At 68.7% G+C, this 17,083-nt stretch carries 14 protein-coding genes; 7 read left to right on the top strand and 7 right to left on the bottom strand.

Features of this window, described 5'->3' with window-relative positions; translation table 11 throughout:
- Nucleotides 1-76: 76 nt before the first annotated feature.
- Complete coding sequence (gene otsA / locus ACT2FV_RS04315) at nucleotides 77-1,483, top strand: alpha,alpha-trehalose-phosphate synthase (UDP-forming) (RefSeq protein ID WP_124622739.1); 1,407 nt, start codon at nucleotides 77-79, stop codon at nucleotides 1,481-1,483.
- Between the two features lie 33 nt (nucleotides 1,484-1,516).
- On the opposite strand, the gene ftsH is transcribed toward otsA, so the two are convergent.
- Nucleotides 1,517-3,484 carry an ATP-dependent zinc metalloprotease FtsH gene (gene ftsH, locus ACT2FV_RS04310; protein ID WP_444503298.1) on the bottom strand — a complete coding sequence of 656 codons (1,968 nt, stop codon included), beginning with the start codon at nucleotides 3,482-3,484 and terminating at the stop codon, nucleotides 1,517-1,519.
- Between the two features lie 413 nt (nucleotides 3,485-3,897).
- On the opposite strand from ftsH, the gene ACT2FV_RS04305 reads away from it, so the two are divergent.
- The gene (locus ACT2FV_RS04305) at nucleotides 3,898-5,562 is read left to right on the top strand and encodes an acid phosphatase (protein ID WP_174911737.1); all 1,665 of its coding nucleotides are present in this window, start codon (nucleotides 3,898-3,900) and stop codon (nucleotides 5,560-5,562) included.
- A 95-nt stretch (nucleotides 5,563-5,657) separates the two neighbouring features.
- Here the strand turns inward: ACT2FV_RS04305 and ACT2FV_RS04300 are convergent, their stop codons facing one another.
- Both ACT2FV_RS04300 and ACT2FV_RS04295 read right to left on the bottom strand, forming a co-directional pair.
- The gene (locus ACT2FV_RS04300; protein ID WP_444503297.1) at nucleotides 5,658-7,154 is read right to left on the bottom strand and encodes an FAD-dependent oxidoreductase; all 1,497 of its coding nucleotides are present in this window, start codon (nucleotides 7,152-7,154) and stop codon (nucleotides 5,658-5,660) included.
- A 294-nt stretch (nucleotides 7,155-7,448) separates the two neighbouring features.
- Nucleotides 7,449-7,658 (bottom strand): hypothetical protein, encoded by a 210-nt coding sequence (locus ACT2FV_RS04295; RefSeq protein WP_059600595.1) that lies wholly within the window; start codon nucleotides 7,656-7,658, stop codon nucleotides 7,449-7,451.
- Between the two features lie 451 nt (nucleotides 7,659-8,109).
- Between ACT2FV_RS04295 and ACT2FV_RS04290 the strand changes: the two genes are divergently transcribed.
- The 5 genes from ACT2FV_RS04290 (at nucleotide 8,110) to ACT2FV_RS04270 (ending at nucleotide 12,045) form a co-directional block, all read left to right on the top strand.
- A complete protein-coding gene (locus ACT2FV_RS04290; RefSeq protein WP_444503296.1) occupies nucleotides 8,110-8,526 on the top strand; it encodes a nuclear transport factor 2 family protein in 417 nt (138 codons plus the stop codon).
- 3 nt (nucleotides 8,527-8,529) lie between these two features.
- A complete protein-coding gene (locus tag ACT2FV_RS04285) occupies nucleotides 8,530-9,387 on the top strand; it encodes an SDR family NAD(P)-dependent oxidoreductase (protein ID WP_444503295.1) in 858 nt (285 codons plus the stop codon).
- A 41-nt stretch (nucleotides 9,388-9,428) separates the two neighbouring features.
- Nucleotides 9,429-10,187, top strand: a complete 759-nt coding sequence (locus ACT2FV_RS04280; protein ID WP_124622749.1) for an SDR family oxidoreductase — start codon at nucleotides 9,429-9,431, stop codon at nucleotides 10,185-10,187.
- Nucleotides 10,188-10,227: 40 nt separating this feature from the next.
- Nucleotides 10,228-11,061, top strand: coding sequence for an SDR family NAD(P)-dependent oxidoreductase (locus ACT2FV_RS04275; protein WP_221622452.1), 834 nt, complete (start codon nucleotides 10,228-10,230; stop codon nucleotides 11,059-11,061).
- A 78-nt stretch (nucleotides 11,062-11,139) separates the two neighbouring features.
- Nucleotides 11,140-12,045 (top strand): NAD-dependent epimerase/dehydratase family protein, encoded by a 906-nt coding sequence (locus ACT2FV_RS04270; protein ID WP_444503294.1) that lies wholly within the window; start codon nucleotides 11,140-11,142, stop codon nucleotides 12,043-12,045.
- 131 nt (nucleotides 12,046-12,176) lie between these two features.
- Here ACT2FV_RS04270 and ACT2FV_RS04265 read toward each other — a convergent pair whose 3' ends face one another.
- From ACT2FV_RS04265 to ACT2FV_RS04250, 4 genes are all read right to left on the bottom strand, one after another.
- Nucleotides 12,177-14,042, bottom strand: coding sequence for a phosphoenolpyruvate carboxykinase (GTP) (locus ACT2FV_RS04265; protein WP_444503293.1), 1,866 nt, complete (start codon nucleotides 14,040-14,042; stop codon nucleotides 12,177-12,179).
- A gap of 525 nt (nucleotides 14,043-14,567) precedes the next feature.
- Complete coding sequence (locus tag ACT2FV_RS04260; protein ID WP_444503292.1) at nucleotides 14,568-15,344, bottom strand: glucose 1-dehydrogenase; 777 nt, start codon at nucleotides 15,342-15,344, stop codon at nucleotides 14,568-14,570.
- Nucleotides 15,345-15,441: 97 nt separating this feature from the next.
- Complete coding sequence (locus ACT2FV_RS04255) at nucleotides 15,442-16,197, bottom strand: SDR family NAD(P)-dependent oxidoreductase (protein ID WP_174911706.1); 756 nt, start codon at nucleotides 16,195-16,197, stop codon at nucleotides 15,442-15,444.
- 9 nt (nucleotides 16,198-16,206) lie between these two features.
- Nucleotides 16,207-17,073, bottom strand: a complete 867-nt coding sequence (locus ACT2FV_RS04250) for an SDR family NAD(P)-dependent oxidoreductase (protein WP_124900871.1) — start codon at nucleotides 17,071-17,073, stop codon at nucleotides 16,207-16,209.
- Between the last annotated feature and the right edge of the window lie 10 nt (nucleotides 17,074-17,083).

Genomic DNA, 17,083 nt, shown 5'->3' with positions numbered 1-17,083 from the left:
GCGCCACGCGTCGATGGCGGCGTCCGCCTCGCGCCCTGGCCGCACGAACCTTCCCCAACCATTCGCAGGAGAGCTGGTGAGCCGACTCGTCGTCGTATCCAATCGCATTGCAGATCCCCGTAAAGCCGCGGCAGGCGGGCTTGCCGTGGCCGTGAAAGACAGCCTGCAGGAATCGGGCGGCGTCTGGTTCGGGTGGAGCGGCAGGCTGCGCGGCGACGGCGAACGCCCCGCGCACGGCGACGACGTGCAGATCCAGAACGTCGGCGGCATCCAGCTCGCGACGATCGATCTCGATCCGCAGGATTACGACGCGTATTACCTCGGATACTCGAACAACGTGCTGTGGCCGGTGTTCCACTACCGCCTCGATCTCGCGCAGTTCGACCGCCGCTTCGCGGACGGCTACCGGCGTGTGAACCAGTTGTTCGCGCGCAAGCTGAGCACGCTGCTGCGCCCCGACGACGTCGTCTGGGTCCACGATTACCAGCTGATTCCGCTCGCCGCCGAACTGCGTGCGATGGGCTGCAGGAATCCGATCGGCTTCTTCCTGCACATTCCGATGCCGCCGCCGCCGATCATGGCCGCGATCCCGGAGCACGAGTGGCTGATGCGCTCGCTGTTCGCCTACGATCTCGTCGGCTTCCAGACCGAATCGGATCTCCTTCACTTCGAGCACTACGTCGAGGCGGAAGCCGGCGCCGCGCGGCTACCGGACGGCCGCCTGCACGCGTTCGGCCGCACGCTGTCGGCCGGTGCGTTCCCGATCGGCATCAACGTCGACGAATTCGCAGCGCTCGCGGAGAACCGCGACGGCATCGACATGTTCGAGCGGATGCGCGACGAGTATTCGCGTCGCCAGTTGCTCGTCGGCGTCGACCGGCTCGACTACACGAAGGGGCTGCCGCAGCGCGTGCACGCGTTCCGCCAGTTGCTCGAACAATATCCGGAGAACCGCGACCGCGCGACGCTGATCCAGATCGCCGCACCAAGCCGCGAGGATCTCGGCGCGTACGACGACCTGCGGCGCGAGATGGACAGCCTGTGCGGCGCGATCAACGGCGATTACGGCGAACTCGAGTGGATGCCGATGCGCTACATCCACCGCACGGTCGCGCGCAAGCGCTTGCCGGGCCTCTACCGCGCGAGCCGCGTCGCGCTCGTCACGCCGCTGCGCGATGGCATGAACCTGGTCGCGAAGGAGTTTCTCGCCGCGCAGGACGAGGCCGATCCGGGCGTGCTCGTGCTGTCGCGTTTCGCGGGCGCGGCCGAGCAGTTGAAGCCCGCGCTGCTCGTCAATCCGTACGACACGCAAGGCACCGCGCAGGCGATCCAGCGCGCGCTCACGATGCCGCTCGACGAACGCCGCCAGCGCCACGACGCGCTGATGGCGATCGTGCGCAAGACCGACGTGCACTGGTGGCGCACGCGCTTTCTCGACGCGCTCGCCGAAGCGGCGGAAGTCGCCGCCGCGACCGAGTCCTGACGCACCACGTCCTGCCGGCGACAGGCTCGCGCTTCAGCGTTCGGGTTCGCGCGGCGGCCCGTATGCGACGAAATCGCGCTCGATCGCCGACGCCTGCTCCGGCGTATTCGCGCCCGCGCAAGGCCCGGGATCGGTCGTGGACGGCACGACGCCAGGCGCCTCGCGCCCGTCGATCAGCGCCTGCAACGCATCGCGTTCGAGCACCTCGCACGCAAGAAGCCGTCGTGCGATCCGCTCGAGCGCATCTCGACGTTCTCCGAGCGTCGACGCGACGCGCGCATGCGCATCGGTCAGCAGCGTATGCACCTCGTCGTCGATCATCCGTGCGGTGTGCTCGCTGCAGCGCCCCTCGCCCGAATGCCATGCGCCCGGCATGCCGGTGCGCGCATCGCCGTCGTCGAAGCTCACCAGCCCGATCCGCTCGCTCATCCCGTACTGCATGACCATGTGGCGCGCCATCGCGGTCGCGCGCTCGAGATCGTTCTGCGCGCCCGTCGACACGTCACCGAATACGAGTTCTTCCGCGACACGCCCGCCGAGCAGCGCGTCGATCCGATCGAGCAGCTCGCTGCGGCGCAGGACGTAGCGATCCTCGGTCGGCACCTGCTGCGTATAGCCGAGCGCGGCCACGCCGCGCGGAATGATCGACACCTTCTTTACCGGATCGCAATGCGCGCGGCTTTCCGCGACGAGCGCATGGCCGGCCTCGTGATAGGCGATCGTCAGCTTCTCCTGCGCGTTCATCACGCGGCTCTTGCGCTCGAGGCCCGTCAGCGCGCGATCGATCGCCTCGTCGAAGTCGTCCATCCCGATCGCCGGCTTGCCGAGTTCCGCCGCGTGCAGCGCGGCTTCGTTGACGACGTTCGCGAGATCGGCGCCGACGAAGCCCGGCGTGCGCGACGCGAGTTCGCCGAGGTCGACGTCGGCCGCGAGCTTCACGTGCTTCACGTGCACGCCGAGGATCTGGCGGCGGCCGTTCACGTCGGGCCGGTCGATCGCGATGTGACGGTCGAAGCGGCCCGGGCGTAGCAGTGCGGGATCGAGAATCTCCGGCCGATTGGTCGCGGCCATGATGATCACGCCGGAGCCGGCCTGGAAGCCGTCCATCTCGACGAGCAACTGGTTCAGCGTCTGCTCGCGCTCGTCGTTGCCCGACATCGGGCCGACCCCGCGCACCTTGCCGAGCGCATCGAGCTCGTCGACGAACACGATGCACGGCGCCTTCTGCTGCGCCTGCTCGAACAGGTCGCGCACGCGCGCCGCGCCGACGCCGACGAACATCTCGACGAACGCCGAGCCGCTGATCGAGAAGAACGGCACCGCCGCCTCGCCCGCCACCGCGCGCGCGAGCAACGTCTTGCCGGTGCCGGGCGCGCCGACGACCAGCACGCCCTTCGGAATCTTGCCACCGAGCCGCTGGTAGCGATCCGGATCGCGCAGGAATGCGACGAGCTGCTGCAGCTCGGCCTTCGCTTCGTCGATGCCCGCGATGTCGTCGAACGTGATGCCGGTTTCCTGCTGCACGTAGACGCGTGCGCGGCTCTTGCCCATCCCGGTGAAATCCTGCAGCCCGCCGCGCTTGCGCAGCATCAGGTTCCAGATGAACACGAACGCGACGAGCGGCACCAGCCACGACGCGAGCGACGCGATCCAGCCGGTGTCGGACGCGCCGTGGAAGCGGATGCCGGCGGCGGTCAGCGTGTCGATCAACTGCGGGTCGGTCACGCGGTTGGTGGCGAAGCGCGGCGGCGTGCCCTCCGACTTCAGGGCCGCGACTTCGGACGCCGGCAGCATCGCGCCGGCCTGCGGCATCGTCAGCGTGCCCGTGATCGTCGTCGATCCGATCTCGAGATCGTCGACGAGCCGCGCGGCGACGAGCCGATGGAAATCGCTGTACGCGATCAGCGTCGACGTCGGACGCAGCATCAGCAACTGCGCGGCGAACAGCACGAAGAAGCCCGCCGCGATCAGCAATCCTGCGTAGTCGAATTTCCTGTCCATGGCATCGGGCCGGCCGGTCGCGCCGCCGCGCGCTTATGCGTGCCCGCGCGCCGGGCCGGCACGCGGCATCGGCAGCCACGCGCATACGGAACGCATCCGCGTCATCTTCGCCTCGTTTCGTCGCATGAATGACACCGCGAAGGCGCGCCACGCGCCGTTCGCGCGGACGACGCACGGCAACGCGCCGCCCGTGATTCAAGTCTAGTTCGCGCGCAAGCGTCGCGCATTGTCCGACAAACAGCTTTCATCGAGGCGGGCGGCCACGTTATAGTCGCGTTCATGACATTTCCGTGACAGCCGGCATCGCCCCGCCCGGGCGCGACGCCGGCCGTTGCGTCCCGTCCCGCGTCGCGGCAGGCCGCGCGCCGCCGCCGCGCATCGAACGACAACCGCCCATCCGAGGAACTCACGACGTGAACGACACCCCCGATCGCCCCGACGACCTTCCCGTTGATCCCGACCGCCGCCGCATGCTCGGCGGCCTCGCCGCGCTCGGCGCCGGCGTCGCGCTCGGCGGCTGCGAGACCACGCCGGGCGGCGCGCCGCGCACCGCCGCCGACCTGCGGCTCGACGAAGCGCTGCGCCGGCAGGTGCGCCACATCGTCGTGATCTATGCGGAAAACCGCAGCTTTGCGAACCTGTATGGCGACTTCCCCGGTGTGCGCTACCCGTTGAGCGAGGTGCGGCCCGAGCATGCGCAGCAGCTCGATCGCGACGGCAAGACGCCGTTGCCGGTGCTGCCGAAAATCTGGGGCGGACTCGTGCCGCAGGCGCAGGAAGTGGACGGCAAGCGCTACGCGATCGCCGAGCGTGACATCGACAAGCTGCCGAACGCGCCGTTCCGGATCGCCGACGCGCAAGGCAAGCCGCTGCCCAATGGCGTAATCACGCGCGACCTGTGGCACCGCTTCTACCAGAACCAGATGCAGATCGCGGGCGGCCGCAACAACCAGTTTGCCGCGTGGGCCGATTCGGGCGGCCTCGTGATGGGCCATTACCGCAATTCGGCGGACACGCTGCGGCTGTGGAACCTCGCGCGGCAATACACGCTGTGCGACAACTTCTTCATGGCGGCCTTCGGCGGTTCGTGGCTGAACCACATGTTCCTGATTTCCGCGCAGCCGCCGATCTATCCGGATGCACACCGGCATCCGCACGCGGCGAAGCTGCTGTCGAAGGTCGACGGCGACGATCCGGCCGGCACGCGGCTCACGCTCGCCGCCGATTCGCCGGCATCCGCGCTCGAGGGCCCGCCGAAGTTCGCGGTCGACGGCCCGCTGACGCCCGACGGCTACGGCGTGAACACGATGGCGCCGCCGTACCAGCCGAGCTACGTGCCGCCGGCCGATCCGGGCAACGCTGCATACGCGGATCCGGCCGACCATCGCGTGATCCCGCCGCAAGCCCATGCGACGATCGGCGACCGCCTGTCGGAGAAGAACGTCGACTGGGCGTGGTACAGCGGCGCGTGGCAATACGCGCTCGAGCACCGCGACACGGGCACGGTGCCGGATTTCCAGTACCACCATCAGCCGTTCAACTACTTCGCGAACTATGCGCCCGGCACCGACGCGCGCCGCAAGCACCTGCGCGACGCGGGCCTCGGCGACGAGCCGTCGACCAACCGCTTCATCGCCGACATCGACGCGGGCCGCCTGCCGGCCGTCGCGTTCTACAAGCCGCAAGGCAACCTGAACATGCACGCGGGCTATGCGGACGTCGAATCCGGCGATCGCCACATCGCCAACGTGATCGAACGCATCCGGCGCGGCCCGCAGTGGGCGAACACCGTGATCGTGATGACGCACGACGAGAACGGCGGCTGGTGGGATCACGTCGCGCCGCCGGTCGGCGATCGCTGGGGCCCCGGCTCACGGATTCCCGCGCTCGTGATCTCGCCGTTCGCGAAGAAGGGTTACGTCGACCACACGATGTACGACACGAACTCGATCCTGCGCTTCATCAGCCGCGTGCACGGGCTCGCGCCGCTCGACGGCGTCGCCGCGCGCGACAAGGCATTCGCGTCGCGCGGCGCGACGCCGCCGGGCGACCTGACGAACGCGCTCGATCTCGGCTGACGGCCTGTCGACGCGCCACCGACGTCCGCCTGAAACGACGACGCCCCGGTGCAACACGGTTGCCCGGGGCGTCGTGCCTTCCTGTTCAGGCGACGCTACGCAACGCTGCGCAGCGCCTCGCTCGCCGAACGCGCGGCATGACGGCCGGCCTGCCGGCCGAAGAACGTCGCATCGGCCAGCGACAGCCCCGAACTGTACCCGGCGCCCCAGCGCGGAAGCCCGCAGCTCGTGCGGCCGGCCGCATAGAGGCCCGCCACCGGCACGCGCATGGCGTCGAGCACCTGCCCGGTCGGCAGCGTGTCGAGCCCACCCAGCGTGAAATGCGGATAGAACGCGTAGTCGATCCGGCAATCGAGCGCGACGAACGGCGGCTCGATCAGCGGCGTCAGCCACTTCTCCGCCTTGTGGAACAACGGATCGACGCCTTCGGCCGCGTGGCGGTTGTAGACGTCGACGGTCGCCGTCAGGGTGCCGGCCGGCATCTGCAGGTCGCGTTCGACTTCCTCCCATGTCTCACCCGCCGCCGCGATGCCGATCCGCGCGATCGCGGGCGGCTCCTGATAGGTCGCCTGGTCGACCAGCAGATAGATCCGGTCGTCGGCCTGGTGGAACGCGTGATGGCCGGTGCGGCCGTGATAGCCGTCCTCGTTGATGAAGCGCTGGCCGCGCGCGTTCACGAAGATCCCGCGGATCAGCGATTCGGGCGCGTAGAACGGCAGGCTGACGAAACCCTGGTCCATGTGGATCGCGGCCCCGCCCGCGCTCTGGCCGAGCAGGATGCCCGAGCCGTCGTCGCCCGGGCTGCCGATCGGTTCGTCCGAGCGCAGCAACTGCGGCGCGTGCCGGCGCACCATGTCGCGGTTCATCGCGAAGCCGCCCGCGCACAGGATCACCGCGCGGCGCGCCCGCACGCATGCCGTCTCGCCGTACGCGCGCAGCACGACGCCGCGCACCGCGCTGGCATCGTCGACGATCAGCGCCAGGGCGCGCGTGTCGTAGCGTGTCGACACGCCGAGCGCCAGCACGCGCCCGGCCAGCACGCGCATCAGCATCTGCCCGCCGCCCCAGCCCGGCCATTGCGGTGTGTGCCCGCGCGGGCACGGCTTCGCGGCCTCACTGAACGGCCAGGCCTCCTCGCTGCCGGACCAGATCAGGCAATCGTCCGTTTCCGGTTCGACGATCCGCTCGGCAATGAACGTGTTCTTGTACGTGAGGCCCTGCGCGACGAGCCAGTCGTGATGCGCGAGGCTCTCGTTCGCGTAGAGACGCACCTTCGCCTCGTCCGCGTCTCGGCCGCCCGCGAGCATCAGGTAGCGGTACAGGTCCTCGGTATCGTCGCTGAAGCCGGCCTGCCGCTGCGCAGGCGTGCCGCCACTGCCGCCGAGGTAGATCTCGCCGCCGGACAGCGCGCTCGTGCCGCCGTAGCTCGACGCGCGCTCGACGATCAGCGTGTCGGCGCCGGCGCTCGCGGCTTCGATCGCCGCGCACGCGCCGGCCGCGCCGAAGCCGACGATCACGACGTCGTGTTCGGCGTCCCAGCGACGCACGTCGCGGACGTTCAGGGGGCGGGTCAGGGAATAGTCGGATGGCATCGCGTAATGGTTCTGCGTGAAGGGAATGGGTGAAAGGCGGTGGTCGTGGCGAAGCACCGCCGGGCAGGCAGCCCGACACGGACGTCGGCGCGGTGTCGATGCGAGCGCTCGAGAGCGCGCATGCGAGCCGCGCCGGGTGTCGTGGGCGGAAACTCGAACGACGACGGGAAACCGGATGGGCGACCCGCGGCGCATGTATCGCGGTGCTCCACCCGGCCTGTCCGCGAGGACGCTGCCGCATCGCGACGGCTTCCGGGCGACATCGAATCGGCGCGGCGCACGGCCGCGCCGGCGTCACATGCCGCGCAGCGCGGCGAAGCCGAAGTGCGACGGATCGATCGGTACGCAACCCGTCGGCAAGCCGTTCGAGTCGACCGAGCGGCATTGCAGGATGCCGGCCGCATACGGCGGCGACGGGACCTGCTCGGCACCATATCGCGCCACCACCATGGCCGCGAACGTGCCTATCGCCAATACGCACAGCTTGCGAGTCGTCAGTCTCATGATCGTCGTCCCCTCCGGTTGGCCGCTATCGCGGTTCTATCCGGCGACTGACCACGTGCAACGGCGCCGGATGACTGCACGGTAGCCAGCGCCGGCCCGCCAGCCATCGTCCATTTCGACTAGGGGCAAACACGAATCGCGCTTCATGCGGCGCACCGCACTGCAGCATTACTGCGTGATCGGTTCGACTGAAAGACCCGCGAACCGTCTGACCCGGCTTGTTGCGATCGGCCGCATCACCGTCGGCCGCATGCCGTGCATCCGCCGCTGCATCGCAGCATCGGACGTTGCACCGCCGTCGGTCCCGGTGTTTTCCCCGATCCTTACCCTGCTCCGTATGGATGATGAGCATCGATCGGTCCGATGCGAACCTGCGCGTCAACGTCGCAACGCCGCCGCGTCCGCGCTCGCGGCGCGGCAAACGCTTTCCGTTCACTCACGGGAGTACCGCATGACCGATTCGAATCCCCGCCACGCCCTGTACGAACTTGCGTGCCGTTACGCGCAAGCCGTCGATCGGCGCGACTGGCCGCGCCTCGCCACCCTCTTCACCGCCGATGCGCAGCTCGACGGCCCCGGTTTCCGCTTCGACGACCGCGACGCGATCGTCGCCAGCATGAGCGTGATCGAGCGCTACGAGACGACCCAGCATCACGTGCACAACCAGCTCGTCACGCTCGACGGCGGCGAAGCCGATGTCGAGACCTACGGCGTCGCGTGCCACGTCTATGTGCGCGACGGCGTGAAGCGCAAGCTCGACTGGGGGCTGCGCTATCGCGACCGCTGCGTGTTCGACGGCGGCACGTGGCGCTTCGCCGCGCGCACGCTGCACGTCGACTGGTCGCAAGACCTGCCGCTGGAGGGCTGAACGATGCGCTCGCCCCTCCCCCTCGCCGGCCGCACCGCGCTCGTCACGGGCGGCGCCGGCGGCATCGGCGCGGCCTGCGCGCACGCGCTCGCCGCCGATGGCGCGGCCGTCGTGCTAATGGGCCGCCGCCGCGACGCGCTCGAGCGCACGCAGCGGCATCTGGCCGAGGCAGTGCCCGGCAGCCGCGTCGCGATCCACGCCGGCGACGCCTGCGACGACGCCGACCTGCAGGCCGCGCTGGATACCGCATGGGCGCTCGACGGCCGTCTCGACATCGTCGTGCCGACCGTCGGCGGCGCCGGGTTCCGCCCGCTGCTGATGCACGACGCCGACAGCTTCCGCGCGGAAATCGACCTGAACCTGTCCAGCGCGTTCGCCGCGATCCGTCACGCCGCGCCGCGGCTCGCCGACAGCGGCGGCGGCTCCATCGTTTGCATCTCGTCGACCGCCGCGCAGATCAATTTCCGCTGGCTGACCGCGTACTGCACCGCGAAGGCCGCGCTCGAGGCGCTGGTGCGCGGTGCGGCCGAGGAGCTGGCCGGCGCGAAGATCCGTGTGAACGCAGTGCGGCCGGGCCTCACGCGCTCCGAAGCCACCGCCCCGATGTTCGACAACCGTGCGCTGGTCGACAGCTTCCTCGAACAGATTCCGCTCGGCACGCTCGGTGAACCGGAAGCGATCGCGCACGCGGTGCGCTATCTCGCGGGCCCCGAGTCGGGCTGGGTCACCGGCCAGAGCTTCGCGGTCGACGGCGGCCACGAGCTGCGCACCAACCCGCGCGTCGACGCAACGATCGCGCAGATCTACGGCGCGGCCGCGCTCGACGCGGTCAAGGCCGGCCGCGCGCCGGGCGCCGCATGAGCGCCCGCCTTCTTTCAACGTCGCAGGAAATCGAACCCAACATGAATCGAGTCGCAAACAAGGTCGCGCTGATCACCGGCGCGGCGAGTGGCGTCGGCCGCGCCGATGCGCTGCTGCTGGCCGCCGAGGGCGCGCGCGTCGTGCTCACCGACATCGACGAGGATGCGGGCCGCGCGCTCGCGCGCGAAATCGGCGACACCGCGCTGTTCGTGCGCCAGGACATCGCAGACGAGGACGGCTGGCGGCACGCGATCGCGTCGACGCTCGACCGCTTCGGCCGCCTCGACGTACTCGTCAACAACGCGGCGATCTGCCCGGTCGGCTCGATCGAGGACACGAGCCTCGACACCTGGCGGCGCGTGCTGCGCGTCAACGCGGACGGCTATTTCCTCGGCTGCAAGTACGCGATCGGCGCGATGAAAGGCAACGACACGCCGGGCTCGATCGTGATGATGTCGTCGGTCGCCGCGCTCGGCGGGCTGCCGATGATGTGCGCGTACACCGGGTCGAAAGGCGCGGTGACGGCGCTCGCGCGCAGCGTCGCCGTGCACTGCAAGCGCAGCGGCTACCGGATCCGCTGCAACTCGATCCATCCGGACGGGATCTGGACGCCGATGACGCAGGCGCTGATGCCCGATCTCGATCCAACCGCACTCGGCATCGGCAGCGATCCGATGGCACGCATGTGCGATCCGCGGGACGTCGCGAATCTCGTGCTGTTCCTTGCCTCCGACGAATCGCGTTTCGTGAACGGCGCGGAGCTGCGGATCGACAACGCGCAACTCGTTTCGTCCCTGTGATGCGGCTCGTGGCTTTTTCGTTCGAAGGAGTGTTGTGGTGATTTCATTTACCGGCAAGACAGTACTGATCACCGGCGGCGGCGCGGGCATCGGCCGCGCGTGCGCGGAAGGATTCGGCGCGGCGGGTGCGCGCGTCGCGGTGGCCGAGCTCGACCCCGCTCGCGCGCAGGACGTGCGCCAGGCGCTCGAAGCCGCGGGCGTCGACGCGCTCGTCGGCGTCGTGGACGTCACACGCCGCGACGAGGTCGACGCATTCGCGCAGACGATCGACGCACGCTTCGGCGGCCTCGACGTGCTCGTCAACAACGTCGGCGATTTCCTGCAGATCGCGAAACCGTTCGACGATCATACCGACGACGACATCGCGCGGCTGTTCGACGTGAACCTGCGCCAGGTGTTCGTCGTCACGCAGGCGATGCTGCCGTTGCTGCGCAAGCGCGGCGCGGGCAGCAGCATCGTCGGCGTGTCGTCGATCGAGGGCTTCCGCGCGATTCCGAACTGCACCGTGTATGCGTCGTTCAAGACCGCACTGACCGGTTTCACGAAAAGCCTCGCGCTCGAACTCGGGCCGGCCGGCATTCGCGTGAACCAGATCGCGCCGGAGACCACCGAGACGCCGCAGGTGCCCGTGAGCGCGATGGTCGCGGCGGAGCATCGCGCGCACATCCCGCGCTGGATTCCGCTCGGGCGCTTCGGTGCCGCCGGCGACATCGCGGGCGCCGCGCTGTTCCTCGCGAGCCCGCTCGCCGCGTGGGTCACCGGCACGACGCTGCACGTGGACGGCGGCGCGCTCGCGGCGGCCGGCTGGTATCGCGACCCGAACGGTTTCTGGACCAACCTGCCGGTCGTCACGGGCAACGGCTTCAACTTCTGAGCGCACTTCCGTGCGGCTTCATCCGTTCAATCGTCGGTTCAATTCATGCGGCGCGCCTGCGCCGCCCTCGGAGACACCATGAACATCCTGATCATCGGCGGCACCGGCCTCATCGGCGGCCACGCCGCGCTGCATCTGCACGCGCAAGGCAACGACGTGACGCTCGCCGCCCGCAAGCCGCCCGCACCTGGCAGCGCGCTCGCGCAATTCGACGTGCTGTTGCGCGACTACGTGGCCGGCAACTTCACGCGTGACGATCTCGCACCGTTCGACGCGGTCGTGTTCGCGGCAGGCAACGACATTCGCCACCTGCCGCCCGGCACCGACGAAGCCGCGCACTGGGAACGCGCGAACGTCGACGCGGTACCGCGCTTCTTCGCGCTCGCGCGCGACGCGGGCGTGAAGCGCGCGGTGCTGGTCGGCAGCTTCTATCCGCAGGTCGCGCCGGCACTCGTCGACACGGTGCCGTACGTGCGCTCGCGCCATCTCGCGGACGAACGCGTGCGCGCGCTCGCGTCGCCGTCGTTCGCGGTGTGCAGCGTCAATGCGCCGTTCGTCGTCGGGTCGGTGCCGGGGCTGCGCAACGAGATGTTCGCCGCGTACACGGGCTATGCGCAGGGCAAGCTCGCCGGCCTGCCGGTGTACGGGCCGGCCGGCGGCAGCAACTTCATCTCGACGCAGTCGCTGTCGGAAGCGATCTGGGGCGCGCTGCAACGCGGCGCATCCGGCAAGGCCTATCTCGTCGGCGACGAGAACCTGAGCTTCGCCGACTATTTCGCGGCCTTCTTCCGCGCGGCGGGCAATCCGCAGCCGGTGCCGTCGCTCGACCAGGAGCATCCGCTGCTGCCCGATATGGCGATCTATACGGGGCGCGGCAACGTCGTGTCGTACGAACCCGATCCGGCCGATATCGCGCTGCTGCGCTACCGGCGCGGCGACGTGCAGCGCGCGGTGAACGAAGTGGTCGCGCAATGCGGCGCATGAGCGCACTGCCGGCGCAACACGCGCCACGCTGAAACGAAGCAGAAACAAAAACGTCCCCCCGCCGGCGATGCATGCCGGCGGCGGGACGTTCATGCCACCACGTCGTTACTTCGTTACTTCGATTCGGATCGTCAGCCGCCGATGCGCTGTTCGATCTTCTTCATCGTGTCGGTCAGCTCGGTGGGCAAACGCAGCTTCAGCGTGTCGAACAGCGCCGCATGCAGCTTCAGCTCCTCGCGCCATTCGTCGGCGTTCATCGACGTCACCGCCTCGAACTGCTCGCGCGTGAAGTCGAGCCCGTTCCAGTGCAGGTCGTCATAGGCCGGCGACACGCCGAACGCATGTTCCCCGCCGCCGCCGTTACCCTCGAGGCGATCGAGCATCCACTTCAGCACGCGCATGTTCTCGCCGAAGCCCGGCCACACGAACTTGCCGTTCGCATCCTTGCGGAACCAGTTCACGCAGTAGATCTTCGGCAGCGGCGCGCCGGCACCTTCGATCTGCTTGCCGATCTTCAGCCAGTGCGCGAAATAATCGCTCATGTTGTAGCCGCAGAACGGCAGCATCGCGAACGGGTCGCGGCGCACGACGCCCTGCTGGCCGGCTGCCGCGGCGGTCGTCTCCGAGCCCATCGTCGCGGCCATGTACACGCCTTCGATCCAGTCGCGCGCCTCGGTCACGAGCGGCACGGTCGTCGAGCGCCGGCCGCCGAAGATGAACGCGTCGATCGGCACGCCGGCCGGGTCTTCCCAGTCCGCGTCGATCGACGGGCATTGCGATGCCGGCGCCGTGAAGCGCGAGTTCGGGTGTGCGGCCTTGCGGCCGGTTTCCTTTCCGATCTCCGGCGTCCACGGGTTGCCCTGCCAGTCGGTCAGCTTCGCGGGCGGCGTGTCGGTCAGGCCTTCCCACCACACGTCGCCGTCTTCCGTCAGCGCGACGTTCGTGAAGATCACGTTTTCCTTCAGCGTCGAGATCGCGTTCGGGTTGGTTTTCACGCCCGTGCCCGGCGCGACGCCGAAGAAGCCGGCTTCCGGGTTGATCGCATACAGGCGCCCGTCGCGGCCCGGCTTCAGCCATGCGATGTCGTCGCCGATCGTCGTGACCTTCCAGCCGTCGAAACCCCGCGGCGGGATGAGCATCGCGAAGTTGGTCTTGCCGCACGCGGACGGGAACGCCGCCGCGACGTGATACTTCTTGCCGGCCGGCGACGTCACGCCGAGGATCAGCATGTGTTCGGCGAGCCAGCCCTGGTCGCGGCCCATCGTCGACGCGATGCGCAGCGCGAAACACTTCTTGCCGAGCAGCGCGTTGCCGCCGTAGCCCGAGCCGAAGCTCCAGATCTCGCGTGTGTCGGGGAAATGCACGATGTACTTGACCGGGTTGCACGGCCACGGCACGTCCTTCTGGCCTGCTTCGAGCGGATGGCCGACGCTGTGCACGCACGGCACGAATTCGCCGTCCTCGCCGAGCACGTCATAGACGTCGCGGCCCATGCGCGTCATGATCCGCATGTTCGCGGCCACGTACGGGCTGTCGGACAACTCGACGCCGACGTGCGCGATCGGCGAGCCGAGCGGGCCCATCGAGAACGGCACGACGTACAGCGTGCGGCCGCGCATCGACCCGCGGAACAGACCGTTCAGCGTCTCGCGCATTTCTTCCGGCGCGATCCAGTTGTTGGTCGGGCCGACGTCGTCGGGCGATTCGGTGCAGATGAAGGTGCGGTCCTCGACGCGCGCGACGTCGGACGGATCGGACTGCGCGAGATACGAATTCGGGCGCTTCGCCGGGTTCAGGCGCTTGAGCGTGCCCTGGTCGACCATCGCCTGGCACAGCGCGTCGTTCTCTTCCTGCGAGCCGTCGCACCAGACGACGCGATCGGGCTCCGTGAGCGCCGCGATACGCGACACCCAGTCGATCAGTTTGCGATGCTTGACGAATGCCGGGGGAGCGATCAGCGGGCCGTGCGTCGCTTCGGCCAGGTTGTTTTGCGACATGGGAATGTCTCCAGACTATTGGGCGGGGATGGGGGATGCGGGACGAGCCCGCGAGATGGGGAATGCGGTCGGAGCGCAGGATGCAGCGACGCGCAAGGCGGCACACGCGAGCGGAGCGCGTGTCGATGCCGCGATGCGGGCGAGAGAATGTGATGTCTCGTATGAGCGTGCGAACGCGAGTTTCGCCATGCAAGCAACCTGCCGTACAACTCCATGCCGGCCAGCATACCATCGCCGTTATTGGGCGGGCGTTGCGTTGCAACAAGAAACAACTGTGACGACGCGCCGGCATGCCGCTTGCCGGCATGTCCTTTTTACTGCGCCGACGCGTGAGCTTTGGGGACGAAACGGCTGGAACATCCGTCCTGCAAGGGTTTCGCGAAAACGGAAAAATCGCGCGATATGCGCGCATGCGATGCACGCGAACATGTCGCGGCGCAGATTCGCGTTTTCGCTACTCAGGCAAACCCTGAATTAGGTTGCGTACACAAACATCCATCGCGCATGCGTTGTGTGCGTTACCGCTCAAAACGGCGCGCCCGGCAATCCGGGGTAATACGCGCCTGCCGCCATCCCGCCGTCGACGGACAGTTCGGCGCCGTTGCAGTACGACGCTTCGTCGCTCGCGAGAAACAGCGTCGCACGCGCGATTTCGTCAGGCAAGCCGACGCGCTGCAGCGGCACGTGCGTGTAGTGCTTGTTGATCTCGTCGAGCGGCGCGCCGGCCGGGTTCGACATTGCGGTGTTGACGCCACCGGGATGAATCGAATTCACGCGCACGCCCTGGTGGCCGAGTTCGAGCGCCGCCACCTTCGTCAACCCGCGCACGCCCCATTTGCTCGATACGTAGGCGGCCAGCGCGTTCACGCCGCGCAGGCCGTCCACGGACGAGATGTTGACGATCGACCCGCTCTTCTGCGCGATCATGCGCGGCGCGATCGTGCGGATGCCGACGAACGTGCCGACGAGATTGACCGATACCGCGCGCTCGAAATCACGTTTCGACAATTCGGTGATCGCACCGAACATCAGCACGGCCGCGTTGTTCACGAGCACGTCGATGCGGCCGAACTGCTCCACGGTCGCATCGGCGACGCGCGCCCAGTTCTGTTCGTCGCTCACGTCGAGCCGCATGAAGCGTGCCGCGTCGCCGAGTTCGCGCGCCAGCGCCTCGCCTTCCGCGTCGAGCACGTCACCGATCACGATGCGCGCGCCCTCCGCGACGAACAGCCTGCATGTCGCGGCGCCCATCCCGCGCGCGCCGCCCGTGACGATCGCCACCTTCCCTTCCAGTCGACCCATGTCGTTTTCTCCTCGATGCTTTCCGATTCCCGTTTGCCGACCGCGACGCGCTGCGACGCGCATCGGCGCCGGCCCTTGATGTGCGTCGCGTTCGCCGTCAGCCCCAATACGCCTGCCCGCCGTCGAGCGGCAGGGTGGCGCCCGTCAGGTACGCGGCATCGCGGCTCGCGAGAAACACGATCGCGCGCCCGATGTCCTGTTCGCAGTCGCCCACGCGGCCGAGCGGGATCGTGCGGAAGAACGCCGCCGCTTCGTCCGGGTTCGCGTCGATCCAGCCCTTCAGCCCCGGCGACAGTGCATGCGGCGCGACCGCGTTCACGCGAATGCCGTCGGCGCCCCATTCGCATGCGGCAGCACGCGTGAGCGCGCGAATCGCTTCCTTGGTCGCCGCGTAGGCCCCATAGCCCGACGCGTCCCAGCGCACCGCGGCCGACGACGCGAAATTGACGATCACGCCATCCCCCTTCAGATGCGGATGGCACGCGCGCATCATTCGCAGCGTCGCGATCGGCCCCGACTCGAGGCCCGCGAGAAAATCCGTGTCGGTCACGTCGAGCAGGCGGCCGAGCGGCACGACCTGCGCGTTGTTGATCAGGATCTGCACGCCGCGAAACCGCTCGACGACGGCATCTACGCACCGCGCGATCTGCGCGGCGTCCATCACGTCGCACATGAACGGCTCCGCGATACCGCCGCGCGCGCGGATCGCATCGCAAGTCGCGACCAGCTTGTCGCGCGTGCGGCCGACCACGGCCACCTGCGCGCCTTCGCCCGCGAGCGCGTGCGCAATGCCTTGCCCGACGCCCTGCCCCGCGCCCGTCACGAGCGCGACCTTGCCTTCGAGGATGCCCATGTGCGCTCCTTAAGCGACGATCGCCGGATGAGCCTGCACGGGCCCGCCAAGCAGTTCGCGATACGACGGCGGCTGCTTGCCGTCGAGATCCGCGATGCCATACTGCAGCGCGGCTTCCGCGCCGACCAGCACCTGCCCCGACAACGCCATGCGCTGCGGATCGGCGTGGATCGCATGGATCACGCGGCCGGTGAATTCCGGGCTTTCGGCGACGAGCGAGAACTCCTTGTAGAGGTCCGGATGCTCGTCCCACACGCGCGTCGTGCGTTCGGTTCGCAGCGGCCCCATCCAGATCGACACGGCCGCGACGTCGAACGGTTTCAGGTCGACGGCCATGTCCTTCGCGAACTTGTCGACGCCGGACTTCTGCGCGCCGTACGCGGCGCCGTGCATGTAGCAGCTCGCGCCGAACGACGACGTGAACGCGATCAGCCCGCTGCGGCGCTTCGCCATCAGCGGCGCGGCGTGCCAGCTCGCGACGTACGCCGAGCGCAGCCCGACGTCGAGGATGTTCACGAGGTCGAGCGACTTCTCCCAGAACGGACCTGGCAGGATCAGCTGGTCGTGCAGATAGGTCGCATTGTTGACGAGGATGTCGAGTCGCCCGCTGTCGCGTTCGACGCGCTCGAACAGCGCCTTCACTTGTGCGTCGTCCGAGTGGTCGCACGCGACGGCGATCCCGCGGCCGCCGAGCGCGTCGATTTCGCGCGCGGTTTCGTGGATCGTGCCGGGCAGCGGCGCGTCGCCTTCGTTCTGCGAGCGCCCCGTCACATAGACCGTCATACCGGCCGCGCCGAGCGCGCGCGCGATGCCCTTGCCGGCACCGCGCGACGCGCCCGTCACGACGGCGACGGGCGCCTCGTTGTTCTGTGCCATGTTCGATGTC

This window comes from Burkholderia sp. PR2, from assembly GCF_052372875.1.
In the GTDB taxonomy this organism is placed as follows: Bacteria; Pseudomonadota; Gammaproteobacteria; order Burkholderiales; family Burkholderiaceae; genus Burkholderia; species Burkholderia diffusa.
This window is presented reverse-complemented; position numbering and strand designations above follow the sequence as displayed.